This is a genomic window from Pseudomonas sp. NPDC087346 (genome assembly GCF_044744235.1).
GTDB lineage: Bacteria > Pseudomonadota > Gammaproteobacteria > Pseudomonadales > Pseudomonadaceae > Aquipseudomonas.
The window spans coordinates 20,984-45,641 of sequence record NZ_JBIUXX010000044.1 but is presented as its reverse complement, the minus strand read 5'-3'; the positions used below and the strand labels follow the sequence as shown (position 1 = coordinate 45,641).

At 55.3% G+C, this 24,658-nt stretch carries 20 protein-coding genes; 10 read left to right on the top strand and 10 right to left on the bottom strand.

All coding sequences use genetic code 11. The features are described from left to right. The 4 genes from ACIOZM_RS22700 to ACIOZM_RS22685 all read left to right on the top strand — a co-directional run. The coding region (locus ACIOZM_RS22700; RefSeq protein ID WP_401217484.1) for an ABC transporter permease subunit at positions 1–902 on the top strand (902 nt) is incomplete at its 5' end. Positions 903–913: 11 nt separating this feature from the next. Continuing rightward, entirely contained in the window at positions 914–1,840 is a 927-nt protein-coding gene (locus tag ACIOZM_RS22695; RefSeq protein WP_401217482.1) for an ABC transporter permease subunit, read from the top strand. Positions 1,841–1,850: 10 nt separating this feature from the next. Beyond that, complete coding sequence (locus ACIOZM_RS22690; RefSeq protein WP_401217479.1) at positions 1,851–2,819, top strand: ABC transporter ATP-binding protein; 969 nt, start codon at positions 1,851–1,853, stop codon at positions 2,817–2,819. Next, positions 2,819–3,799, top strand: coding sequence for a peptide ABC transporter ATP-binding protein (locus tag ACIOZM_RS22685; protein WP_401217476.1), 981 nt, complete (start codon positions 2,819–2,821; stop codon positions 3,797–3,799). The genes ACIOZM_RS22690 and ACIOZM_RS22685 overlap by 1 nt, the downstream gene beginning before the upstream one ends. A 184-nt stretch (positions 3,800–3,983) precedes the next feature. Here the strand turns inward: ACIOZM_RS22685 and ACIOZM_RS22680 are convergent, their stop codons facing one another. The 6 genes from ACIOZM_RS22680 to ACIOZM_RS22655 all read right to left on the bottom strand — a co-directional run bounded on the left by ACIOZM_RS22680 (position 3,984) and on the right by ACIOZM_RS22655 (position 11,434). Next, entirely contained in the window at positions 3,984–4,241 is a 258-nt protein-coding gene (locus tag ACIOZM_RS22680; protein ID WP_401217474.1) for a hypothetical protein, read from the bottom strand. Between the two features lie 160 nt (positions 4,242–4,401). Then, a complete protein-coding gene (locus tag ACIOZM_RS22675) occupies positions 4,402–5,589 on the bottom strand; it encodes an MFS transporter (protein WP_401217471.1) in 1,188 nt (395 codons plus the stop codon). Positions 5,590–5,813: 224 nt separating this feature from the next. Continuing rightward, positions 5,814–6,854, bottom strand: a complete 1,041-nt coding sequence (locus tag ACIOZM_RS22670) for an alpha-xenorhabdolysin family binary toxin subunit B (RefSeq protein WP_401217468.1) — start codon at positions 6,852–6,854, stop codon at positions 5,814–5,816. Positions 6,855–6,871: 17 nt separating this feature from the next. Beyond that, positions 6,872–7,963 (bottom strand): alpha-xenorhabdolysin family binary toxin subunit A, encoded by a 1,092-nt coding sequence (locus tag ACIOZM_RS22665; RefSeq protein WP_401217465.1) that lies wholly within the window; start codon positions 7,961–7,963, stop codon positions 6,872–6,874. A gap of 201 nt (positions 7,964–8,164) precedes the next feature. After that, positions 8,165–9,238 (bottom strand): hypothetical protein, encoded by a 1,074-nt coding sequence (locus ACIOZM_RS22660; RefSeq protein WP_401217462.1) that lies wholly within the window; start codon positions 9,236–9,238, stop codon positions 8,165–8,167. 612 nt (positions 9,239–9,850) lie between these two features. Beyond that, on the bottom strand, positions 9,851–11,434 hold the full coding sequence (locus ACIOZM_RS22655; RefSeq protein WP_401217459.1) for a peptide chain release factor 3: 1,584 nt from the start codon (positions 11,432–11,434) through the stop codon (positions 9,851–9,853). A 329-nt stretch (positions 11,435–11,763) separates the two neighbouring features. Between ACIOZM_RS22655 and ACIOZM_RS22650 the strand changes: the two genes are divergently transcribed. The 5 genes from ACIOZM_RS22650 to ACIOZM_RS22630 all read left to right on the top strand — a co-directional run bounded on the left by ACIOZM_RS22650 (position 11,764) and on the right by ACIOZM_RS22630 (position 17,024). Beyond that, complete coding sequence (locus tag ACIOZM_RS22650; RefSeq protein ID WP_401217456.1) at positions 11,764–12,480, top strand: ABC transporter permease; 717 nt, start codon at positions 11,764–11,766, stop codon at positions 12,478–12,480. Between the two features lie 20 nt (positions 12,481–12,500). After that, a complete protein-coding gene (locus ACIOZM_RS22645) occupies positions 12,501–13,394 on the top strand; it encodes a glycine betaine ABC transporter substrate-binding protein (protein WP_401217453.1) in 894 nt (297 codons plus the stop codon). Between the two features lie 13 nt (positions 13,395–13,407). Further along, complete coding sequence (locus tag ACIOZM_RS22640) at positions 13,408–14,061, top strand: ABC transporter permease (protein ID WP_401217451.1); 654 nt, start codon at positions 13,408–13,410, stop codon at positions 14,059–14,061. Further along, positions 14,058–15,215 carry a betaine/proline/choline family ABC transporter ATP-binding protein gene (locus ACIOZM_RS22635; protein ID WP_401217449.1) on the top strand — a complete coding sequence of 386 codons (1,158 nt, stop codon included), beginning with the start codon at positions 14,058–14,060 and terminating at the stop codon, positions 15,213–15,215. Before ACIOZM_RS22640 ends, ACIOZM_RS22635 begins: the two co-directional genes overlap by 4 nt. A 645-nt stretch (positions 15,216–15,860) precedes the next feature. Beyond that, positions 15,861–17,024: a type III PLP-dependent enzyme gene (locus ACIOZM_RS22630; protein ID WP_078731537.1), complete on the top strand. Its 1,164-nt coding sequence runs from the start codon at positions 15,861–15,863 to the stop codon at positions 17,022–17,024. Positions 17,025–17,069: 45 nt separating this feature from the next. Here ACIOZM_RS22630 and ACIOZM_RS22625 read toward each other — a convergent pair whose 3' ends face one another. The 4 genes from ACIOZM_RS22625 to ACIOZM_RS22610 form a co-directional block, all read right to left on the bottom strand. Then, positions 17,070–17,948, bottom strand: a complete 879-nt coding sequence (locus ACIOZM_RS22625; protein WP_401217446.1) for a hypothetical protein — start codon at positions 17,946–17,948, stop codon at positions 17,070–17,072. Positions 17,949–17,997: 49 nt separating this feature from the next. Next, positions 17,998–20,199 carry an alpha-xenorhabdolysin family binary toxin subunit A gene (locus ACIOZM_RS22620; RefSeq protein WP_401217443.1) on the bottom strand — a complete coding sequence of 734 codons (2,202 nt, stop codon included), beginning with the start codon at positions 20,197–20,199 and terminating at the stop codon, positions 17,998–18,000. A gap of 328 nt (positions 20,200–20,527) precedes the next feature. After that, positions 20,528–21,286: a tetratricopeptide repeat protein gene (locus tag ACIOZM_RS22615; RefSeq protein WP_401217441.1), complete on the bottom strand. Its 759-nt coding sequence runs from the start codon at positions 21,284–21,286 to the stop codon at positions 20,528–20,530. After that, a complete protein-coding gene (locus tag ACIOZM_RS22610; protein ID WP_401217438.1) occupies positions 21,287–21,967 on the bottom strand; it encodes a Fe2+-dependent dioxygenase in 681 nt (226 codons plus the stop codon). A gap of 207 nt (positions 21,968–22,174) precedes the next feature. Between ACIOZM_RS22610 and ACIOZM_RS22605 the strand changes: the two genes are divergently transcribed. After that, positions 22,175–24,496 carry a TonB-dependent receptor gene (locus tag ACIOZM_RS22605; protein WP_401217436.1) on the top strand — a complete coding sequence of 774 codons (2,322 nt, stop codon included), beginning with the start codon at positions 22,175–22,177 and terminating at the stop codon, positions 24,494–24,496. Positions 24,497–24,658 lie beyond the last annotated feature (162 nt).

Here is a 24,658-nt window from a genome sequence, read left to right as displayed (position 1 = left end):
TCATGATGGGCGAACGTCGGGTCGACCCCGAAATGCACGCTCAGGCAATGGAACGCCTAGGTCTGAACAAACCGCTGTACGCCCAGTATCTGGACTACATCGGCAAACTGGCCCACGGCGATCTCGGCGAATCCCTGCGCACGCGCACCAGCGTATGGACCGAGTTCACCTCCCTCTTCCCCGCGACCCTGGAACTGTCCATGGCCGCGCTGCTGTTCGCCGGTGTCCTTGGCCTGTTGGCCGGGGTGATCGCGGCCCTCAAGCGAGGGTCCCTGTTCGACCATGGGGTGATGGGTATCTCCCTGGCGGGATACTCGATGCCGATCTTCTGGTGGGGCCTGATCCTGATCATGTTCTTCTCGGTGAGCCTGGGCTGGACCCCGGTTTCCGGGCGCATCGACCTGCTTTACGACATCGAGCCGCGCACCGGTTTCATGCTGATCGACACGCTGCTGGCCGATGACGTCGGCGCGTTTTTCGATGCATTGCATCACCTGATCCTGCCGGCCATCGTGCTCGGTACGATCCCGCTGGCGGTGATCGCGCGGATGACCCGTTCGTCGATGCTCGAAGTATTGCGTGAAGACTACATCCGCACCGCCCGGGCCAAAGGCCTGTCGCCATCGCGCGTGGTGTTCGTGCACGGTCTGCGTAATGCGCTGATTCCGGTACTGACAGTGGTCGGCCTGCAAGTCGGCACCCTGCTGGCCGGTGCGGTTCTGACCGAAACCATCTTCTCCTGGCCCGGCATCGGCAAATGGCTGATCGAAGCCATCGGCGCCCGGGACTATCCAGTAGTACAAAACGGCATCCTGTTAATTGCTTGCCTGGTGATTCTGGTCAACTTCGTAGTGGACATCCTCTACGGCTTTGCCAACCCACGCATCCGTCATCAGCGCTGAGGTCAATATCCATGAGCACTCCAACTTCCTCAGTAGCCACTTCCGCGTCCGCCGTGGATCAAAGCCTGCTGTACCCGTCGCCGTACAAAGAGTTCTGGCAAGCCTTCTCGAAGAACAAAGGTGCCGTTGCCGGCCTGCTGTTCATGTTGCTGGTGGTTTTCTGCGCGCTGTTCGCGCCGTGGGTCGCCCCGCACAACCCGAGCGAGCAATACCGTGACTTCCTGCTGACGCCTCCGGCGTGGCTTGAAGGCGGGCAGATGCAATTCCTGCTCGGCACCGATGAACTGGGTCGTGACCTGCTGTCGCGTCTGATCCAGGGTTCGCGTCTGTCGTTGCTGATCGGCTTGTCGTCGGTGGTGATGTCGCTGATCCCGGGGATTCTGCTGGGCCTGTTCGCCGGTTTCTTCCCGAAAGCGCTTGGCCCGACCATCATGCGTCTGATGGACATCATGCTGGCCCTGCCGTCGCTGCTGCTGGCTGTGGCGATTGTCGCCATCCTCGGCCCTGGCCTGATCAACACCGTGATCGCGATTGCCGTGGTGTCCCTGCCGTCCTATGTCCGTCTGACCCGCGCTGCGGTGATGGGCGAACTGAACCGCGACTACGTGACCGCCGCCCGCCTCGCCGGTGCCGGTCTGCCACGTCTGATGTTCATCACCGTGCTGCCGAACTGCATGGCGCCGCTGATTGTTCAGGCAACGCTCAGCTTCTCTTCGGCGATTCTCGATGCTGCTGCTCTGGGCTTCCTCGGCCTTGGCGTACAACCGCCAACCCCTGAGTGGGGCACCATGCTGGCCTCGGCCCGCGACTACATCGAACGCGCCTGGTGGGTAGTCAGTCTGCCTGGTTTGACCATTTTGCTCAGCGTGCTGGCAATCAACTTGATGGGCGACGGTCTGCGCGATGCGCTGGACCCGAAACTCAAGAACGCCGCCTGAGGAGATTCCCATGTCACTGCTAGAAATCAAGAATCTCAACGTTCGCTTCGGCGACAAGAACGCCGTGCCGGTGGTCGATGGCCTCGACCTCAAAGTGGACAAGGGCGAAGTACTGGCCATTGTTGGCGAATCCGGGTCCGGCAAGTCCGTGACCATGATGGCGCTGATGGGTCTGATCGAGCACCCGGGGATCGTCACCGCTGACTCCCTGAGCTTCGATGGCAAGAACATGCTGAAGCTGAGCAACCGCCAGCGTCGGCAGATCGTCGGCAAAGACCTGGCGATGGTATTTCAGGACCCGATGACCGCACTGAACCCGAGCTACACAGTCGGTTTCCAGATCGAAGAAGTGCTGCGCCTGCACCTGAAAATGTCCGGCAAGCAAGCGCGCAAACGCGCCATCGAACTGCTGGAAAAAGTTGAAATCCCGGGCGCCGCCAGCCGTATGGATGCTTACCCGCATCAACTGTCCGGCGGTATGAGCCAGCGCGTGGCAATTGCCATGGCGATTGCCGGCGAACCGAAACTGCTGATCGCCGACGAACCGACCACGGCACTCGACGTGACGATTCAGGCACAGATCATGGATCTGCTGCTGGCGTTGCAGAAAGAACAGAACATGGGCCTGGTGCTGATCACTCACGACCTCGCGGTCGTGGCTGAAACTGCCCAGCGCGTGTGCGTGATGTATGCGGGCCAAGCCGTTGAAGTCGGTCAGGTGCCGCAACTGTTCGACATCCCGGCGCACCCGTACAGCGAAGCGCTGCTCAAGGCGATTCCGGAACACAGCCTCGGTGCCGAACGTCTGGCGACTTTGCCCGGCATCGTCCCCGGCCGTTACGACCGTCCGCAGGGTTGCCTGCTGTCGCCGCGCTGCCCGTACGTGCAGGACAACTGCCGTACCCAGCGCCCGGCGCTTGACCCGAAAAGCAACAGCCTCGCCCGCTGCTTCTACCCGCTGAATCAGGAGGTGGCGTAATGGCCGTCGTACTTACCGCCCGCGACCTGACCCGTCACTACGAAGTCTCCCGTGGCCTGTTCAAGGGCCACGCGACTGTACGCGCCCTCAACGGTGTGTCGTTCGAACTGGAAGCCGGCAAGACCCTCGCCGTTGTTGGTGAATCGGGCTGCGGCAAATCCACCCTCGCCCGCGCCCTGACCCTGATCGAAGACCCGTCTTCGGGCTCGCTGAAAATCGCCGGCCAGGAAGTTACCGGCGCCGACAAGGCCCAGCGCAAACAACTGCGCAAAGACGTGCAGATGGTGTTCCAGAGCCCGTACGCATCGTTGAACCCACGGCAGAAAATCGGTGACCAACTGGCCGAGCCGCTGCTGATCAACACCAACCTGAGTGCCGCCGAACGTCGCGAGAAAGTTCAGGCGATGATGAAGCAGGTCGGCTTGCGTCCCGAGCACTACCAGCGTTATCCGCACATGTTCTCCGGCGGTCAGCGCCAGCGGATCGCTCTGGCCCGGGCGATGATGTTGCAACCGAAAGTGCTGGTGGCGGATGAACCGACCTCGGCGCTGGACGTGTCGATTCAGGCTCAGGTGCTGAACCTGTTCATGGATCTGCAGCAGGAATTCAACACTGCCTACGTGTTCATCTCGCACAACCTCGCGGTAGTGCGTCACGTTGCCGACCATGTGATGGTGATGTACCTCGGTCGTCCAGTGGAAATGGGCCCGAAAGAGGACATCTACACCCGTCCTCTGCACCCGTACACCCAGGCACTGCTGTCGGCGACGCCGACCATTCACCCGGACCCGGACAAGCCGAAAATCAAGATCGTCGGCGAACTGCCCAACCCGCTGAACCCGCCGTCAGGCTGCGCTTTCCACAAGCGCTGCCCATACGCGACCGAGCGTTGCAGCACTGAAGAGCCGGCCCTGCGCCATCTCGACAGCCGCCAGGTGGCGTGCCACTACGCCGAGCAATTCCTCGACGGCGCGGCATAAAACAAAACCCTGTAGGAGCTGCGGCACGCTGCGATCTTTTGATTTTCAGAATCAAGATCAAAAGATCGCAGCGTGCCGCAGCGCCTACAGGGATTGAGTTGTTTGTGATTCAAGTGTTAACCAAACCCCTTCTGCCCCGATTGCGCATCAGTCGAGGAAGAAGGGGTTTTCTTTTGTCTGCGATTTACGACTGGCTGTCGCCGTCATCATCGTCGTCGGTGTCTGGTTCGTCAGTGGTCGAATCGTCATCGTCCTTGCTGCCGCCCTGATCCTGATCGCCAGGTTCGGACTCGGACTTGGCCAGCATGATCACCCCTGCGTGCCCGTGAGCCGCATTGAATCCCTGTGGTAGCGTGGCGGTACTCGCCCAGGCCGCCGTGGTGCCAAGCGTCAACATCACCAAAACCTTAAGCAACAGCACAATGCGTTGAAAAATGTTCATAGCTGATTCCATCCTTTCTGGGTTGAAGCCTGGGTGCCGATCTGGCGCTGAGTGAAATCTAGTTCCGATCAGCCGGGTTCACCAGATAGGACGCTAATCAACCCTCGGAAATGCCCCGCCACGGCAGATCGCTTTCGAATAACACCTATAACCAGAACAGCTAAGCACTGCGCGTCGCCCTGTACATCAACGGTATCGCCAGCAACGCCAGTGCGGCACTGACCAGCCACACACTGTGCCCGCCGAAGTGGCCGTAGAGCTGACCGCCAAGCACTGGCGACAGCAACGCACTGGCGCTCCAGCTCATGAAAAACAGGCCGAAATACTGACCACTCTTGCCGGCCTGCGCGTGTTGCATGACCAGCACGTTCATCGGTGGCATGAAGAAAGCTTCACCCAGGGTCCAGATCACCGTCGACAGGCAGGCATAAAACAGCCCGGAACCAAACGGCAACATCCCCAGCCCGCAAGCCAGCAATACGCTGCCCGCGATCAATTGCCGACGCAGGCCCCAGCGCTCGCCCCAATGTGACAGCGGAATTTGCAGCAACACTACCAACAGCGCGTTGAGCCCGAATTGCCAGCCGATGGCCTCGGTACTCAAGTGGTAATACTCACGCAGATAGTTGCCGAGGGTGCTGTAGACCGTGTCGAAGGCGATGCCGAGCAGCACCGCCGCCGCCAGCAACCAGAGAAATGGTTTGTCGCGATAAGGTACGCCGGGGCCAGCCGCATTTTCGGGCACGGGGTCGGCAATCAGCACCGGGCGATGCCACGTCGAACGGACAAACCAGAGCAACGCCAGCGCTGTCATTGCCGCGCTGACAAAAAACACCCAGCGAAAATCCGTCTGCGCCAGCACGCCACCGGCCACCCCGGCGACCGCCATGCCGAGGTTGCGCGCAACCCGACTCAGCGACTGCGCACGGGCGCGCTGTGCAGGCTGGCAATATTCCATGATCAACCGCTGATGCAGTGTGCGAATGGCGCCATCGAGCGTGCCGCTGAACAACAGCAACCCGGCCAGCAACGGCACTTGCGTGACCAGTCCCAGCGCAATCAGTGTCCACACCGAAAGAAAAAACAGCGCAGCGGTGAGTCGTGCCGTGGGCACATGATCACTGAGCAGCCCCCCGGCCATCGAGCCGATCAACAGCCCCGCACCATAAGCGGAGAGCAACCAGCCCACCGTCTCAATCGCCAGCCCCAGCTCCTGGCGCAGATACAGCGCCATGAACAGCTTGACCATGCTGCTCAGGCGATTGATGAACAGCAAAGCAGCAAGCACCCAGGCCATCGGGCTGAAGTAGCCGTCGTATCGCAGCAGGTGAGTCAGTCGACTCAGCATTCCCTTTGATCCTTTTCCCTGTGGACAATCGCTGTGGATGAAATCCGCCTTCTGAAGGCTAACCGTCAGCGCCGAGGTTGTCGTTAGCAAAAACTCCAAGTGCGGCGATCTTTTGATGGGCAACAAAAAGCCCCATGCTTTCGCCGTGGGGCCTTATATAGCTGAACATGCTTCCAATCCAATAAGTGGCCGTGAGTTAGAAAACAGACGGTTTGAGGGCACTATTAGCCGGTGCGTAGCCAGTAAAACTGCAAGTTATTAACATATTTTGAAAGACCGGGGCTGACCTTGATAAAGTCTTCTCCGACCTGCATTAGTTCATCCACCACACTCAAGTCCCTACCAAAAACTTCGTTAACGTAAGTGATAAGCATATGGGGGATTTTTCTAGCCTCCGCGACATAAGCCTTACGAGGCGCGACGAGTTCCCTAATTGCCATCAACTGGGCACGTTTATCATCAATCTCATCTATTTCCTGCTCCTGCACTGACATTTGTTTCTGGCGGATATTGATCTCTCCATCCAACCTGTCCTTGGCAATCACTAGTTGCTGATATTTTATCTCTTCATTGATAACATTCAAAACTTTACTGGCAACATCCATTCCGGCTTTGATGGCTTGTTTCGCAGCCAACGGCGTCGCACCTCCTGACTTGCTTATTAAAGCCCCTCCATCATCGAGCGCAGTACCCACGTTCTCTTTAAGCACATCTATAATGGGCATCGCTCTATCAATGAACGTTTTTGATTCATATTCAAGCATCGCCGCCGCAAGCTGATCACGCTTTTCTTTAATTAAAGTCATAGCTTCTTTATCCTCAGGCAGCTTCTTCATGAAATCACTGCGACGCTTATCAAGAGCTCGGTATTCCACATCGTTCTCACTGATTTTCACTGTCTCCAGGTTATCAATTTGCGCCGACAATGCCTTCATTATAACAACCAGTTCTTTATTGACATGTTCTATACTTCTCTTTAGTTCTGCCGAGAACTCTGCTACGGCCTCCTCATTCTTCGCGACACTGGCTTTCTTGAGAGCTTTCAGGTAGCCACTGATCTCATCTGTATTTAGAATGACCTCAACAGCCGCCAATGACGAATTTATCAACTTGTCCGTTTTAGTCAGCGCTCCCGCCAAACGATCAAGCTCTTTCTGCAGAGCTGGAATATACAAATCAGAAAATAGAACATTTGCATAGTTCCCAGCCATCATCCTAAACTTAAGGACTGCAGGCACATATATTTCAACCAATTCAATAGCCATTTCCTTCTCCCACCTTGTCAATCCATAACTGCAGCTTTCAGAGCATCAACATTTGCCTTGATCTTCACCCAACGCTCAAGAACACTTTCCATTTTAATCACGAACGAATTAAGAAACTTCCACTCTCTAGGTTGCACAAGAGTATTTTTCGATTCATTTATTTCTTTCAATGTTGCAGACCAAAGAGTTTCAATTTGCGTCACACCTTCAATTGCTCCCTTTGTATAAACCAGCATACTGTAAAGATTAGAGTGCAATTCCTTTAAATCCCCCATGATCTTATTAATCTTTTCTTGCTCCTTCAGAAGTTCGCGCTCCTCTGCTCTTGCTTTTTCAATGTCTGCATTGACCTCAGCATCCCTTGCCAGTTTTATAGCTGTACCAACTGCTAAACCGACACCCGTGAAAATACCGCACAACGTCCACTCCCACCAAGTAAAGGTTATTTTTTTTCTAAGTTCGTGAATTCGATCATTAACTTTAATCAGCGCCTCTGAAATCTCCCTGAGCCTTGTGCTGGAGTTCGCCTTTATAACGCCATTCACCCGAACACCGAGGTCCTTTTCAATGCCCTGTAACTCTTCCCCAAAGAGCTCTAGCGCATGCTTCACCTCCGACGCCTTTTTACGTTTTTCTTCGATGGATCTGACGATTGATTTAACGTACTCATCAAGTTCTTTATAGCTCTGAGTAACATTTTCTCCTTCCACCCTCATGATAAAGGTGTCACGTTGCACCTCAGTAAGGTCCTTGACCTTAAGGGTATAGTCATCATAACCAGACATTTCTTTAATAGAGTTTACTGCTGCCCCAGCATATAGATCGAGGTCATCAGAAAAAGCACTGAGTCGACTTGCTACTTCTAGCATATTCGTTTCAATCCCTCCCCACTTCGAAGCGTTCGCGTAAATCATATTGAACGTATATTCAATTAACTGCGTGGTTACACCTTCTCTGGCCTCAGTGAATTCGGCGCATTTGAATCTCGCATTGACTTGTGCAGTAGTGCGCGGCAATCCGCGCCCCTCTTGCACATAAGCCTTAACTTTCTTTATATCATCGCTAGTTATTTTTGAATGGAGAGGGCCATATCCGATAAAATCTGCCATGATGAATATCCTTCATGCAAGTTAAAAGCACCAAGCCTCCACCTCTGCTTTTCTCAGAAAGCAAAGTTTACTAGCTTGATTTTCGTACCGAAACACTTTTTATTAATCATGAACAACCACATTGCCACACGTCCTGGACAACTGAAAAAGCCGGTTTTTCGCTACAATTAACGAAGATGCAATCATGAACAATAATAAAAATTATTTCGGCAAATAATCTTTAGCGACGTTCGCGTCTTCTTTGATCTTTTGCCAATCATTAACCACGCCTTTCACATCGACTACAAAAACCCTTAGACTTCGATTATCAGTGATAGACGAAATCTTCGTCTCTGAAGACTCGATAAAAGCAAGCGCATCAATCCATACCGCTTCAAGTTTCTTTGCATTGCTAATCATTCTCTCGGAAAAAGAACTCAGAAGATTAACTCCGGAATACAGGTCATAGCAATTTCGCCAGACCACCTCAAGTTCAGGACTGATCAAATTCAGCTCTATTAAATAGTTATTCAACCCAGCAACTCTGTCACTTTTTACGCTGACCATCGCACGATTAACACGTTCCACTACCCCGAAATGTGCTGCGTCAGGCAACCCAGCTATATATTCATCGTATAACTCCCCAGACCTTTTCCTTAGGAACGGGCCTGTTTCCTCAAGATAACGTGCTTTAGCTTTCTCCAACTCATCAAATCGACTTACCGCCGTCCCGCCCTGCCCACCTAACAATCGTTCCAGCATAGGCTTAATGCGACCACTCATAATTTCTTTATGCATTGCGAGCTGAGTATTCAAACTACCCACCATATATTTCGCGGATGCAATGCTAGCCTTCAAGTATTCGACAGTACCTGATACGGAAATAAATTGTTCACGATTCTCCGCAGTAAATAACTCTGTATCAAATCGAGATATTTCCGCCTCAGTCAGATTATCAATGCGCTGGTAACCATCAGCGCCCTTCAATGTCTTAATCACTGCAATTACGGAATCTCCCCAAACTTTTAGCGCATCAGCAAACTCAGGGATATGCAACACAAGATCATAGTTCCGTCTATCGACAAACGACCACGTACCAGCAAAATCTCTTACTTCAGCGAACAATTTAACGACATCTTGCGTTGTACTTCGTTCGAGACCATTTAGAGAGTTCTCCCCATAGACCGACTTTATTTCGCTTTCACTCTTCGGGAACTTACGTAGTTTTTTCATCAGTTCAACAGTCTCTTCAGACTCTGACCTAGTCACAAACAACGCCACATTATTTTCGCTCATGGAACAATCCCCTATTAACATTAAAAACAAAAAACTTGTGTGCAATAGATATAGGTTACTTATCCAAAAAACACACCTGTCATTTCTGACAGGTCGTCAGGTCTTTCTGATAAACGGTCACAATTGAAAAATAATTTATTCATAAAAAAACCCGCCAAGCACACGCTTACGGGTTTTTTAATTCACTTAAGTTCTAATATGAGCAGATTATTATCTGTCCTCTACGGATGCTCACGCGAAACACGGAAATTTATGTTCGCCCAGCGATCTTCCACAAGCGCCCAATTGCCTCAAGCAGAGACGGAGTATGTCTGGCGATTGATGAACAGCAGCGCGGCGAGCACCCAGGCCATCGGGCTGAAGTAGCCGTCGTATCGCAGCAGGTGAGTCAGTCGACTCAGCATTCCCTTTGATCCTTTTCCCTGTGGACAATCGCTGCGGATGAAATCCGCCTTCTGAACACTAACCGTCGGCGCTGAGGTTGTCGTTAGCAAAAAACCTAAGCGCAGAGGATCAAAAGATCGCAGCCTTCGGCAGCTCCTACGGGATCGCGTGCAACAAAAAGCCCCCGAGGCTTTCGCATCGAGGGCTTTTGGCGGAGCAGTTCAGCGCTTAGTGATGCTCACGCGTCGCACGGAATTTCACGTCCGGCCAGCGCTCTTCCATCAGTGCCAGGTTGACCCGCGTCGGGGCGAGGTAGGTCAGGTGACCGCCGCCGTCAATCGCGAGGTTTTCCACAGCCTTGTTGGAGAATTCTTCGAGCTTCTTCTTGTCGCCGCATTCGATCCAGCGTGCCGAGTAAACAGTGATCGGCTCGTAAGAGCACTCGACCTTGTATTCCTCTTTCAAGCGACTGGCGACCACATCGAACTGCAGTACACCGACGGCGCCGAGGATGATGTCGTTGCTGCGCTCCGGGAAGAACACCTGCGTCGCGCCTTCTTCGGCCAGCTGTTGCAGGCCCTGACGCAGTTGCTTGGATTTCAGCGGATCGCGCAGACGTACGCGGCGGAACAGTTCCGGGGCGAAGTGCGGGATACCGGTAAAACCCAGGGCTTCGCCTTCGGTGAAGGTGTCGCCGATCTGGATCGTGCCGTGGTTGTGCAGACCGATGATGTCGCCGGCAAACGCTTCTTCCAACTGCTCACGCTCGGAGGAGAAGAACGTCAGGGCGTCGCCGATGCGCACATCCTTGCCGGTGCGCACATGGCGCATCTTCATGCCTTTCTCGTACTTGCCGGAGCAGATACGCATGAAGGCGATGCGGTCGCGGTGTTTCGGGTCCATGTTCGCCTGGATCTTGAAGATGAAGCCCGAAAACTTCTCTTCAATCGGCTCGACGGTGCGCTCGTTGGCCACACGGGCCAGCGGACGTGGGGCCCAGTCAACCACGGCATCGAGCACGTGATCGACACCGAAGTTGCCCAGTGCAGTACCGAAGAACACCGGGGTCAGTTGGCCGTCGAGGAACTCCTGCTGGTTGAACTCGTGGCAGGCGCCCTGCACCAGTTCCAGCTGATCGACGAAGCGGTCGTACTCGTCACCGAGGTGGGCGCGGGCTTCGTCGGAATCGAGTTTCTCGATGATCTTGGTTTCGGTGCGTTCGTGACCGTGACCGGCGGTGTAGACAATGATGTAGTCGTCGGCGAGGTGGTACACGCCTTTGAAGTCGCGGTAGCAACCGATCGGCCAGGTGATCGGCGCGGCCTTGATCTTCAGAACGGCTTCGATTTCGTCGAGCAGTTCGATCGGGTCGCGAATGTCACGGTCGAGTTTGTTGATGAAGCTGACAATCGGCGTGTCACGCAGACGGCAGACGTCCATCAGCGCAATGGTACGTGGCTCTACACCCTTACCGCCGTCGAGAACCATCAATGCCGAGTCGACCGCCGTCAGGGTGCGGTAGGTATCTTCGGAGAAGTCTTCGTGGCCCGGGGTGTCGAGCAGGTTGATCATGTGGTCGCGATACGGGAACTGCATGACCGACGTGGTAATGGAAATACCACGCTGTTTCTCCATCTCCATCCAGTCGGATGTCGCATGGCGGTCGGATTTACGCGATTTCACCGTGCCGGCCACTGCAATCGCCTTGCCCATCAACAGGAGCTTTTCGGTGATGGTGGTTTTACCGGCATCGGGGTGGGAAATAATGGCGAAAGTGCGGCGTTTCGCGACTTCGGCGGCCTGTCTGGTCATGGGAAATCGCCTGGCGGTGATTCAAAAAAGGGCCGCGATTATAGCCCAACTCAGTGCAATAACCGAACCGTTGAGCACATTAAGGGTGGCCAAATGCTGCCTCAGATGGGAACCTTTTAAAGCATGGAGACGTCCATCCCCTGTTACGACATTTCGTCAGGGGCTGAAAAATCAGCAAGTTAGCCTGACGAGGCTGCGCTCATGGCTCGCTTTCAGACCGCTTTTGCCGGACTGAAAAGCAGCTGCTTCTCGCGAACGACTTTCCCGGCAGCCAGGCATGGCATGCCACACGGGACGGCGTTCGCCGACTATAAAAAAGGAGTCCGCCTGTGGCTATCCGCTATGGCAAAGGGCTGATTGGAGGTGCGGTGGTGATCGCGCTCCTGGCCCTGCTGGTCCACTGGATCGGCATCAACACGATCGAACACTACCGCGACGATTTGTTGTTTTACCTGCAAGCTCATCTGATTCTCGTTCTTGCTTCAATGCTCGCTGCCCTTGTCGTGGGCATCCCCGCCGGCATCTTCCTCAGCCGCCCGACCATGGTCGGCCGCGCAGAACGCTTCATGCAGATCTTCAACATCGGCAACACTGTGCCGCCCCTCGCCGTACTGGCCATCGCCCTCGGCATCCTCGGGATCGGCAGTGGCCCTGCGATCTTCGCGTTGTTCCTCGCCTCCCTGCTGCCGATTGTGCGCAACACCTACGAAGGTCTGAAAAACGTTCAAGGCTCGCTGAAAGAAGCAGCGGTCGGGATCGGCATGACGCCGCGTCAGGTGCTGTGGAAAGTCGAATTGCCCAACGCAGTGCCGATCATTGTCGGTGGCGTGCGTGTGGCACTGGCGATCAACGTCGGGACAGCGCCGCTGGCGTTCCTGATCGGCGCCAACAGCCTTGGCAGCCTGATCTTCCCCGGGATTGCCCTGAACAATCAGCCGCAACTGCTGCTCGGCGCCGCGTGCACCGCGCTGCTGGCCTTGTTGCTCGACGCTCTGGTGACACTCGCCAGCCGTCTCTGGCTCGAACGCGGCTTGCGCCCGTCTTAAGCCTCGGCAAAGGAATTTTCATGAAACGACTTAGCTTGATCTTAGGCTGCGTCCTGCTGTTCGCAGGAATCGCACAAGCCGCAGAAAAACCGGTTATCCGCATCGGCGCCCGGGTGTTCACCGAACAGACCCTGCTCGCGGAAATCACTTCGCAATACCTGCGCAGCAAAGGCTACGACGCGCAGGTTACCGGTGGTCTGGGCAGCAATCTGGCGCGCAGCGCCCACGAAAGCGGGCAACTCGACATGCTCTGGGAGTACACCGGCGTATCGCTGGTGGCCTACAACCATGTCACTGAAAAACTCGACAGCGAACAGTCCTACGCCCGAGTGAAAGAACTCGACGCGAAAAAAGGCCTGATCTGGCTGACCCCGTCAAAATTCAGCAACACCTACGCCCTCGCCCTGCCGAAAAACGTCGCCGAGGAATACCCGCAGATCAACAGCATCAGCGATCTGAACAAGGTGCTGCGCGACGAAGCCAAGACTAATCATCTGGTCGCGCTGGACACCGAGTTCGCCAATCGCTCCGACGGCCTGCTCGGCATGGTCAAGCTGTATGACATGAACCTCGGCCGCGAAAACATCCGGCAGATGGACGCGGGGCTGGTCTACACCGCACTGCGTAATGGTCAGGTGTTTGCCGGTCTGGTCTACACCACCGATGGTCGCTTGAACGCTTTCGGCCTGAAGCTGCTGGAAGACGACAAACACTACTTCCCCGACTACACCGCCGCGCCCGTGGTGCGTCAGGCCTACCTCGACGCTCACCCGAAACTGGCTGAGCAACTCAAGCCACTGGCCGAACTGTTCGACGACGAAACCATGCGCCAACTGAACGCGCGGGTCGATGTCGATCACGAAAGTCCATCGTCGGTTGCCGCTGATTTCCTGCGTCAGCATCCGCTGAATTAAGAGAGGAGAAGTCATGGAATTCTTGAACGCCTTTTCCCATCTCGACTGGCAGCAGGTGATGCACCTGACCTGGCAGCACATCACGCTGGTCGGCATCGCCGTCAGTCTGGCGATCCTCTTCGGTGTGCCGCTGGGCATTCTGATGACGCGCTTCCCGAGCCTCGCCGGCCCGTTGCAGGCCAGCGCCACGGTGCTGCTCACCGTGCCGTCGATTGCGCTGTTCGGCCTGCTGCTGCCGTTCTATTCGAAATTCGGCCAGGGCCTCGGCCCGATGCCGGCGATCACGGCGGTGTTTCTCTATTCGCTGCTGCCGATCATGCGTAACACCTATCTGGCGCTGACCGGCGTCGAACCGGGTATCCGTGAAGCCGCACGCGGCATCGGCATGACCTTCGGCCAGCGCCTGCGCATGGTCGAGTTGCCGATTGCGGTACCGGTGATCCTCGCTGGCGTGCGCACCGCCGTGGTGATGAATATCGGTGTGATGACCATTGCAGCAACCATCGGCGCCGGTGGTCTCGGCGTGTTGATCCTCGCTTCCATCAGCCGCAGTGACATGTCGATGCTCATCGTCGGCGCGCTGCTGGTCAGTCTTCTGGCGATTTTCGCCGACTTGTTTTTGCAGTGGCTGCAACGCTCGTTGACTCCAAAAGGACTCCTGAAATGATCGAACTTCAAAACCTCAGCAAGACCTTCCAAAGCAACGGCAAAGATGTCAAAGCCGTGGACTCGGTAAGCCTGACCGTCAATGAAGGCGAAATCTGCGTGTTCCTCGGGCCATCGGGCTGCGGCAAAAGCACCACGCTGAAGATGATCAACCGCCTGATCAAACCGACCTCGGGCAAGATCCTGATCAACGGCGAAGACACCACCGACCTCGACGAAGTGACCCTGCGCCGCAACATCGGCTACGTGATCCAGCAGATCGGTCTGTTCCCCAACATGACCATCGAAGAGAACATCGTCGTCGTGCCGAAACTGCTCGGCTGGGACAAACAGAAATGCCATGACCGTGCTCGCGAACTGATGAGCATGATCAAGCTTGAACCCAAGCAGTATCTGCATCGTTATCCACGAGAACTGTCCGGTGGCCAGCAACAGCGTATCGGCGTAATCCGCGCACTGGCGGCAGATGCGCCGCTGCTATTAATGGATGAGCCGTTCGGCGCGGTCGACCCGATCAACCGCGAGATGATTCAGAACGAGTTCTTCGAGATGCAACGGGCGCTGAACAAGACCGTGATCATGGTCAGCCACGACATCGACGAAGCGATCAAGCTTGGTGACAAGATCGCAATCTTCCGCGCTGGCAAGCTGTTGCAGATCGATCACCCGGACACCCTGCTGGCGCACCCGGCGGACGACTTTGTCAGCAACTTCGTCGGCCAGGACAGCACACTCAAGCGCCTGCTGTTGGTGAAGGCTGAAGATGCAGCGGACAACGCGCCATCGGTGAGCCCGGAAACCCCGGTAGCCGATGCACTGGAGTTGATGGACGAGCATGACCGTCGTTATGTGGTGGTCACTGATGGTGAAAACAAAGCGCTGGGCTATGTCCGACGCCGCGATCTGCACCGTCAGACCGGTACCTGCGCGCAGTATCTGCGTGAGTTCAACGCTACGGCTGCGTATGACGAGCATCTGCGCATCCTGCTGTCGCGCATGTATGAGTTCAATCGGGCGTGGCTGCCGGTGATGGATGCCGAGCGGGTGTTCCTTGGCGAGGTGACACAGGAGTCGATTGCGGCTTACTTGAGTTCGGGTCGTTCGCGCGGGATGAAGACCAACATCGTCTCCCCGGCTGAGGCGGTAGTCGCCTGATTAACCGGTAAAAACACGAAAACCTGTGGGAGCTAGCCTGCTAGCGATTGGGCAATGTCAGTCAATACTGTTTTGATGATGAAATTGTCATCGCCAGCAGGCTGGCTCCCACAGGTTCCGTGGAGATTTAAAGTCATTGGCAAGGCGGCAAAGAATCTCAACACGTGCCGATCACACGACACTTGAAGAATCCCCTTCCAAACAAGCAAAACCCCTCTCTGACTCCCTTCTCGCAGCCATCGTCGCCGATGTTGCAGTTATCGCACTTACCTACGATAAAGCGCACAACTGCGTCGAACGTGCAGGTATTTTTAACACTTCGAAATTCTTCGGGAACATCTGTCCGTCATCTCGGTCGGCTACAAAGAGTGATGCAGGTGACGCACGTCAGAGATGTGCAAAAACGCGACATTTTTAGTTGATCTCAGGCCCCTCACGCCCTAAAGTTCGCGCCGAACGTCCATGCTGGAAACGATCCATCCGGCTCAAGTACTGACGACGAGACAGCAAGGCCAAGGGCAAGCTCCCATGGCCTTTTTGCTTTCGGCGACATGCCTTGGGAAGTAGGCGAACCAAAGTGGGGATACGGAGGACGTTCATTTGCACCCATTGTTTTTACCCGTTTGCCCATAGGAGCACTCCAGCATGTCGATCAATGTCGAAGACTATTTCGCGCGCGCCACTTTTGACAAAATGAAGGCGTTCGCCGACAAACAGGAAACCCCGTTCGTGGTGATCGACACCGCGATGATCAGCCAGGCCTACGATGACCTGCGCGCCGGTTTCGAATTCGCCAAGGTCTACTACGCAGTCAAGGCCAACCCGGCCGTCGAGATCATCGACCTGCTCAAGGATAAAGGTTCGAGTTTCGACATCGCCTCTATCTATGAGCTGGACAAGGTGATGGATCGCGGCGTCAGCGCCGATCGCATCAGCTACGGCAATACAATCAAGAAATCCAAGGACATCCGCTACTTCTACGAGAAGGGCGTGCGTCTGTTCTCCACCGACTCCGAAGCCGACCTGCGCAACATCGCCAAGGCTGCTCCGGGCTCGAAAATCTACGTGCGTATCCTCACTGAAGGCTCGACCACGGCTGACTGGCCACTGTCGCGCAAATTCGGTTGCCAGACCGACATGGCCATGGATCTGCTGATCCTCGCTCGCGACCTGGGTCTGGTGCCGTACGGCATCTCGTTCCACGTTGGCTCGCAGCAGCGCGACATCAGCGTTTGGGACGCGGCCATCGCCAAGGTCAAAGTGATCTTCGAGCGTTTGAAAGAAGAAGACGGCATCCATCTGAAGCTGATCAACATGGGCGGTGGCTTCCCGGCCAACTACATCACCCGTACCAACAGCCTGGAAACCTACGCCGAAGAAATCATCCGCTTCCTCAAAGAAGACTTCGGTGATGACTTGCCGGAAATCATTCTGGAACCGGGCCGTTCGCTGATCGCCAACGCCGGCATTCTGGTCAGCGAAGTGGTGCTGGTTGCACGTAAATCGCGCACCGCCGTCGAGCGTTGGGTTTACACCGATGTGGGCAAGTTCTCCGGCCTGATCGAAACCATGGACGAAGCGATCAAGTTCCCGATCTGGACCGAGAAGAAAGGCGAGATGGAAGAAGTGGTGATCGCTGGCCCAACCTGCGACAGCGCCGACATCATGTATGAGAACTACAAGTACGGCCTGCCGCTGAACCTGGCGATCGGTGATCGTCTGTACTGGCTGTCGACCGGTGCGTACACCACCAGTTACAGCGCCGTTGAATTCAATGGTTTCCCGCCGCTGAAATCGTTCTACGTTTAAGTGCTTGGGTAATATAAAAAGGTCCATGGAAACATGGACCTTTTTTTACTTTTGCAGCCAGGATTCAAGGTGATGCACCATCACCGTACAGTCGTCCATCCCCTCCATCGTCCCGCCTAGCTTGAAGTTCAGCTCGCCAAGCCTGGATGCACTTTTTGCATCAAGAAGCTCATTGATTACATTATCCGTGCGCTGATAAAGCTCTTCGACAAACAAGGACATCTTCGAACTCACGGCGCTGAACTCATCGAACAACGTTGCGATGTCTGCTCTGTACTCCTGCGCCCGAACTGAAGCCTCCCTCGAAGAGTAAGCAATGTCCCAGGCCGGCGCGGTACGGGTTTCGCGAAACAGCTCTTGCGCCACGGTCGGCGTTGGATGGCAATGACAGGATCGATATTCCATTGCCTTGGTGAAGACCGACTTCAATCCTAACGACTCGTCATGAACCTCCATCACGGTGTACTTCAACTGTCGTATGGATACCTTCAATACAAAAAACCGAAGCGATAATTCGTGCACCAGATCCTGCACGTCGACTGGTGGAAACAACTGCCAGGCCGAAGACCTGGACAGGCTGTAGAGTTTGAAATCCACCTGATCCAGAGACTCATTGCGTGACGTCTGCCTGGCGATCTCCAAAGATTCGCGAGTAAACGTGGCCAGGTCACCCTTATAGCCCTCGTACTGACGTGCGATCTCTTGAGCACTCTCCAAAAAAGCCTGCAGGTATCGCTTATTGAACGGCGCGTTGTTCAGACGCGAATCCTTGCCGAGCACGGCAAGCTGATGACCGCTGTTTCGACGACTCTCAAATACAACCGATATGTTTTTGAACGTTTGCGGCAGAGTGCCGAGAAAATAACTGTAACGATCCAAGGTACGTCGTTGCACCTCGGTAAAGCCGTTGGCGAGCGCGTCCATATTCCATTGAGAAAGGGCGGGGTTCCCCCACCCTCTCGACTCCTTGTTGTTACTGAATGGTCTTCAGGTATTTAACGATGTCGACAATCCGGTCAATCATGGTTTGCGCTCTCACTTCAACAGGCAAAGCCTTGTCCTGCTTCAGCTCGAGGGAAACCTTTTCAACCTCCGCAACCAGGCTGAAAAATTCATTGACGAATTTCCAGCGGCCATCACTCAACTGATCAAGGGTCCTCACCAACTCGATCTTGCCATCGATCTGAGCGATATCCCTCGCGTACTTCTGCGACTGCGCTCGCAAATCAGCAGCCCTGTCCTTGAGCTTGTTATGCGCCGCCAGCATGTTGAGATAAGAGATCGACTCACCAATACCCGCGATCATTTTCTTGATGGTATCGATAGCCACCAATGCCACTTGAACCTGCGGCGGTGCAAGCCCCAGCGCCTTGAAGCTGTCCAGCGACAACTTTGTTTCCATGCCGATTTTTTCGACCCCGGCCTTGACGATAGTGTCGATAGTTGCCGACACCGACTTCATTTGCTCGCTCAGATCTACCAGCTTTTGCTCCGAGCCGGTCTGGAGTTCTACTGCGCAGACACGATCCTGCTGCAGCGTAATGACCCAACCCTGAGAGGCATCCCGGTCGTAAGGGGCACTGATGCTTTTATGGACACTTTTCAGGTCTTCAGATTGGGCACTTATCTTGTTGAATACGTCTTTCAGTTCGGCCTCCATATCCTCACGAACCTCGTCCGCATCCTCTGGATAGGCGAGCTCGGCCTGGTAACCCTTGAGTTTTTTCTGAGCACGCTCCAGATATATGCTGTTCGCCTGGGCCTGATTGCGTAAATCAGACGTGGTTTTATTGATGGCAAGCGCCAGATTATTCAGGCTGCCGACAGTGCCGGGTAGATAAGCGTATTGCTCAACAAGCATTTGCGCGGTGGTATTAGTCGCTTGCACTTCGGCATTCAAGTCGCGCAAATTAGCCACATTGAATACCGAACTTGCCGAGTTATTAAAAAGTGAACGCATGACGGTCTCTACTCCGGAAGTCGAGCGATTGTTTTCATAATCCTTGTCAGCTGCTGCGAACACAGCAAGCAGTTGGTCGGAGCTCGATTTAATTTGCTCCCATGGCTCAATGACGCTGAGTATTTGATTTTTGAAGCGCCGCAGAGAAGTGGCTTCTTCAAGCACATCAACTTCTTTTGCGGAAGCGGTGATGTAGGCGCTCAGCGCATTCCACACCAGCATCAGATTCTGCGTAGCAACTTCCGCCTCAATGGCCACATAACTAAGATTTTGCAGATCATCACGCACTTTATTCAAAGAGCTCAGCGTCTGATTCTTACTGGCCATTTTGAGGTTGGCGGCTTGCTGCTCTACTTTTAAATTATTTCTCTGGCTGCGAATTTTTTCAGCTTTAACACCCTGATAGATACCAAGAATCAATCCACCTATATTCATCTCCGCAGCCGACTTGATTGCCTCCATCACCAGTTGGTCGTATTGCTTGTTGAGTTCGTCAATCTCTTTCGCACGCAGGTCTATCTCAGCTTGTAGAAGCTTGATATCACCCTGGTAAGTATTTTTCGAAACAAATTCCAGTCGCAATTTGATTTCAGGGAGCACCGACACGCGCATGTCGGTGCCGAAGGCATCCAGTTCTGCTCTTACCTTCTCTGCCTTGGCATGGCACTGGCGGACTTTCGTCAGCATGTCATTGAGGTAAGTCCTGATCTCAGGCACGTCGCCGTCGGGCAGAGCAAGATCGGGAAGGTTTGGAATCCGGAGTTTCAGTTGCTGATACTCTTGCGGCGTGTTGATGTCGTGTTCTTCCAGGTACCGCGAAGCTTTGAGATCGTCGTACACCTCTACGATTGCGCTACCAATGCGGATGATGCTGCCAGCGAAAATCTTCAGATCGGTGCCTGTCAGCATGATTTGCTCACGCAAGGGCGACCAGCGCCGTGCATGGTCATACGTCATGCTGAATGTACGCAGGAAGTCTTTGGCTGCCAGCCCCGTACCGCCGGCATCACCAGCGCCATAGTTCAAATAGGCAACGACATCTTCAATGCGAACTGGAAGAGACAGCCCGAGAACTTCATACTTCCGAAGATTGATTATCTGCTCTTTAGTCAGTTGCATTCCGGGTTCACGATTATATCCTTCACCCTCGCCAAGCGATGCCTCGACAAACACCTTGGGCGCTTTGGCAGCAACCTCAAATACACTATTATCCATTTTTTGAATTCCATTTCATTGTCCTGGCCGGACATCAATATAAATGCGACTCCTCCTGATATTTTCATGCCAATTACATCAAGGCCAATCAAGCGAGCAACCGGACATTAGTCCACCCGAACACAACCCGGCAACCCGTCATATGTTAGAAAACGAGACAACACACATATACACCCACATCACAACTTAAACACTTGAGCCCAACTATCGAACACTGCACGCCTTAATACTCAACACATAAATCACGCACAACCGCGAGCAGCCCTGAACTTTCTACGGGAGGTATAGATAACAACTTGCCAATCAGACAAGCCTTCTAACTACGTCGTTATGCCGCAGTCAATCGGGAAAGGCGCAGTCGGTATTGCACAGCCATCTCACGAATTTGTGGATGATGCGATCCAAGTAATGACTCACTGCTCACCCGCAGAAAGTTCACATTGCCGCCGGCCAGAGCCTTGCGCAACCAGCCCAGTGCATCGTCAATCCGCCCTTCGCCCGCCAGTACCGCTGCATGACTGAATTGCCCACGGAAATCCCCAGCCTCGGCCGAGCGCTGATAGCACTCCCGAGCCGCAGGCAAGTTCTGTGGGCAGTGGCAACCATCCTCGTAATAGCGTCCGAGCAGATTCATCGATTTCGCATGACCCACCTCGGCAGCGTGGCGATACAACCTCAGCGCCTGAGAGTGATCCACGACCACACCGCGCCCGGTCGCCAGCAGATTGGCCAGGTTGTACATCGCCCAGTCCAGCCCTGCTTCTGCGGCGATTCGATAATGTTGCGCGGCAATCGAAGCGTCTGCGGCCGCTCCCCAGCCATGCTCATGGCAACGCCCGAGCATGTTGCGCGCCATCAGGTGGCCATGGCCGGCCGCAATGCTGAACCAGCGCAATGCCAACACTTGATCCTGCGCGATGCCTTGGCCATCGAGCAAGATCTGCCCAAGCAATGCCTGCGCCTCGACGACGCCCTCGCCCGCCGCCAGCAGGATCGCCTGCGCGGCACGAGCCGGGCTTTCTTCGAGCATGGCGCGCAGTTGATCGCCGTCGAGGACTTCCTCGCGGCGCAATCGAAAGTCCGTCACCTACACCTCGACCCAGCGACGCAACAGATTGTGATAAGTGCCGGTGAGGCGGATCAACGACGGATGATCAGGCATGTCCTGGGTCAGTTGCTGGATCGCCCCATCCATCTCGAACAGCAGCGCTCGCTGACTGTCTTCGCGCACCAGACTTTGCGTCCAGAAGAACGACGCATAACGCGCGCCACGGGTGACCGCATTGACCTTGTGCAGGCTGGTGCCGGGATACAGAACCATGTCGCCGGCAGGCAACTTCACCCGTTGAGTACCGAAGGTATCCTGGATTTCCAGTTCGCCACCGTCGTAGTCCTCGGGCTCGCTGAAAAACAGCGTGGCCGACAGATCGGTGCGCACCCGTTCGATGCTGCCCTTGGGCTGGCGCACGGCGTTGTCGATGTGGAAATCGAAGCTGCCACCCGCCTTGTAACAGTTCACTAACGGAGGAAACACTTTGTGCGGCAGCGCGGCGGACATGAACTGTGGATTTTTCCACAGGCGCTCAAGCGTCGCTGCGCCGATCTCCTTGGCCAGCGGATGGCCTTCAGGCAGTTGCAGATTGTGCTTGGCCTTGGCCGATTGATAGCCGGCGGTGATTTTGCCATCGGCCCAATCCGCTTGCTCCAGAGCCTCGCGAATGCGCTGCACTTCTTCTTTCGCGAACAAGCCTGGGATGTGCAGCAACATGGCAAAGCTACCTGATGGCAAAGGGATGCCAATGGTATTGATTCTTATTGGCTGTGTACAACCCACACGACGAACGAATCGGCAAAAACCGTAAGGTTAAATTGTAAAGAATGTAAATTCAGTGCAGTTAGCAATGTTTCGCAATTGATACGAATACCTGTTTACCCTATATTCCGCGACCTCAAATCCTTGGGGAGGGGAATAGAAATGTCACGTCAACAAGCACAATTACCGGTCAGTTCACCACGTTTGCTCGCCTCTGCAATTGGCGTGGCAATCACCGCCGGCTCCGCTGGCCACATGGTGTTCGCCGCAGAAAAGACCGACAGCAAAGCCTCCGGCAACGCCATCGCGCTGGACGCAACCTCCATCACCGGCCAGGCTCAGGACTCGACGTCCTATCAGGTCGAGAAAGCCTCCTCGCCCAAGTACACCGCACCGCTGATCGATACACCGCGCTCGGTCACCGTGATTCCGCAACAAGTCCTCAAGGACACTGGCGCCCTGAATATGCAGGACGCGCTGCGTACCGTGCCGGGCATCACTTTTGGTGCCGGTGAAGGCGGCAACCCGCAGGGCGACCGTCCGTTCATCCGTGGCTTCGACGCCCAGGGTGACACCTACCTCGACGGCGTACGCGACACCGGTTCGCAGAGCCGCGAAATCTTCGCCGTGGAAAACATCGAAGTCAGCAAGGGCCCGAACTCCGCTATCGGTGGTCGCGGCGCGGCTGGCGGCAGCATCAACCTGGTGAGCAAGAAAGCGCATTTGGGTAACTCGTTCGACGGTGGTTTCACCTGGGGCTCCGACCAGACCCAGCGCTACACCCTCGATGGCAACTACCAGTTCAGCGACACCGCTGCCGGCCGTCTGAACCTGATGAGCCACGAAAGCAACGTCGCCGGTCGCGACAGCGTCGATTACGACCGCTGGGGTATTGCACCGTCGCTGGCGTTTGGCTTGGGCACCGACACCCGCGTCAACCTCGACTACTACCATCTCGAAAGCAACGACACTCCGGACTCGGGCATCCCTTACACCATCCCGACCGGTGGCTCGGCTGCACGGACCAAATCCAACCCGGACAAACCAAATTCAGGCGGTGATCACAGCAACTTCTACGGTCTTGATCGCGACTTCCGCAAGGGCCGCACCGACACCGCGACCTTCGCCATCGAGCACGATCTGAGCGACTCGCTGACGATCAAGAACACCCTGCGTCACGGCACCAGCATGCAGGATTACATCCTGACCCAGCCGGACGACAGCAAGGGCAACGTCAACAACGGCAGCGTCTGGCGTCGTGCGAATACTCGGGTGAGCAACACCGAGACCACCACCAACCAGACTGACCTGTTCGGCAACTTCTACGTCGCCGGCTTCAAGAACAGCTTCTCCACCGGTGTCGAATACACCCGTGAGGAAAGCCAGAAGTCCTCGTACAACGTCAACACCGACACCACGCCGCGCACGACTAACGTGCCTTCGAGCACCAACTGCACCCCGTCGATGATCGGCGCGTCGAGCGGCTACAACTGCACCTCGCTGTCGAACCCGAACCCGAACGATCCGTGGAACGGCGCGATCTCGCGCAACTACGCCGGCACCGACACCAAGGCCAACACCTACGCACTGTATGTGTTCGATACCTTGGAATTGTCTCCGCAGTGGCTGGTAAACATGGGCCTGCGTTACGACCACTTCGACACCGACTACAAGACCTACACCGCAGCCGGCGCCACCACCGCCAAAGGTGCTGACACCAGCGAGTTCGTCACCGGTCAGTTCGGTGTCGTCTACAAACCAGCGGAAAACGGCAGCATTTATGCTTCCTACGCCACCTCGGCCACACCACCGGGCAACACCCTGGGTGAAGGCATGGACGGCAACCCGTTGGGCGGCGCGACTGATCGCAGCGGCAACTTGCTGAGCAGCGACATGGAGCCGGAAACCACCAAGAACTACGAGATCGGCACCAAGTGGGATCTGCTGAATGATCGCCTGTCGCTGACGGCCGATATCTTCCGCACCGAGAAAGAAAACGCTCGCGTTCAAGTCGACACCACGTCGTACGAAAACGCCGGCAAGACCCGTGTGCAAGGTCTCGAACTGTCGGCCAGCGGCAAGCTCACCGACAAATGGCAAGTGTTCGCCGGTTACGCCTACATGGACAGCGAGCAAGTTGATGGCGGCCCGCTGAACCGCGCCACCGACGGCAACGAACTGCCTAACACGCCGAAAAACAGCGCCAGCCTGTGGACCACTTACCAGGTCACGCCGAAGCTGACCATCGGTGGCGGTGCGTTCTATGTCGATGACGTATTCGGCAGCGTTGCCAACACCACCATGGTCGATTCGTACGTACGTTACGACGCGATGGCAGCCTACAAGCTGACCAAGAACGTCGACCTGCAACTCAACGTGCAGAACCTGACCAACGAGACCTACTACGACAAAGCCTTCTCGACCCACTTCGCCAACCAGGCGGCGGGCCGTACGGCACTGTTGAGCACCAACTTCCACTTCTAAACACAGTAAAACTGTAGGAGTGAGCCTGCTCGCGATGGCGATCTGTCAGAGGAATTGATGCTGGCTGATACACCGCAATCGCGAGCAGGCTCACTCCTACAAGGATTGCACCGCAAGGCTCGGCCCCGTTCATTCAGTTGAACGGGGCTTTTGTGCGTAATA

Excerpts from the sequence above, each read along its gene's own strand:
- ACIOZM_RS22635 (WP_401217449.1), top strand. The coding sequence starts at position 14,058 with ATGATCGAACTTCAAAACCTCAGCAAGACCTTCCAAAGCAACGGCAAA.
- ACIOZM_RS22630 (WP_078731537.1), top strand. The coding sequence starts at position 15,861 with ATGTCGATCAATGTCGAAGACTATTTCGCGCGCGCCACTTTTGACAAA.
- ACIOZM_RS22655 (WP_401217459.1), bottom strand. The coding sequence starts at position 11,434 with ATGACCAGACAGGCCGCCGAAGTCGCGAAACGCCGCACTTTCGCCATT.
- ACIOZM_RS22660 (WP_401217462.1), bottom strand. The coding sequence starts at position 9,238 with ATGAGCGAAAATAATGTGGCGTTGTTTGTGACTAGGTCAGAGTCTGAA.
- ACIOZM_RS22665 (WP_401217465.1), bottom strand. The coding sequence starts at position 7,963 with ATGGCAGATTTTATCGGATATGGCCCTCTCCATTCAAAAATAACTAGC.
- ACIOZM_RS22620 (WP_401217443.1), bottom strand. The coding sequence starts at position 20,199 with ATGGATAATAGTGTATTTGAGGTTGCTGCCAAAGCGCCCAAGGTGTTT.
- ACIOZM_RS22690 (WP_401217479.1), top strand. The coding sequence starts at position 1,851 with ATGTCACTGCTAGAAATCAAGAATCTCAACGTTCGCTTCGGCGACAAG.
- ACIOZM_RS22685 (WP_401217476.1), top strand. The coding sequence starts at position 2,819 with ATGGCCGTCGTACTTACCGCCCGCGACCTGACCCGTCACTACGAAGTC.
- ACIOZM_RS22670 (WP_401217468.1), bottom strand. The coding sequence starts at position 6,854 with ATGGCTATTGAATTGGTTGAAATATATGTGCCTGCAGTCCTTAAGTTT.
- ACIOZM_RS22605 (WP_401217436.1), top strand. The coding sequence starts at position 22,175 with ATGTCACGTCAACAAGCACAATTACCGGTCAGTTCACCACGTTTGCTC.
- ACIOZM_RS22610 (WP_401217438.1), bottom strand. The coding sequence starts at position 21,967 with ATGTTGCTGCACATCCCAGGCTTGTTCGCGAAAGAAGAAGTGCAGCGC.
- ACIOZM_RS22645 (WP_401217453.1), top strand. The coding sequence starts at position 12,501 with ATGAAACGACTTAGCTTGATCTTAGGCTGCGTCCTGCTGTTCGCAGGA.
- ACIOZM_RS22680 (WP_401217474.1), bottom strand. The coding sequence starts at position 4,241 with ATGAACATTTTTCAACGCATTGTGCTGTTGCTTAAGGTTTTGGTGATG.
- ACIOZM_RS22695 (WP_401217482.1), top strand. The coding sequence starts at position 914 with ATGAGCACTCCAACTTCCTCAGTAGCCACTTCCGCGTCCGCCGTGGAT.
- ACIOZM_RS22640 (WP_401217451.1), top strand. The coding sequence starts at position 13,408 with ATGGAATTCTTGAACGCCTTTTCCCATCTCGACTGGCAGCAGGTGATG.
- ACIOZM_RS22625 (WP_401217446.1), bottom strand. The coding sequence starts at position 17,948 with ATGGACGCGCTCGCCAACGGCTTTACCGAGGTGCAACGACGTACCTTG.
- ACIOZM_RS22675 (WP_401217471.1), bottom strand. The coding sequence starts at position 5,589 with ATGCTGAGTCGACTGACTCACCTGCTGCGATACGACGGCTACTTCAGC.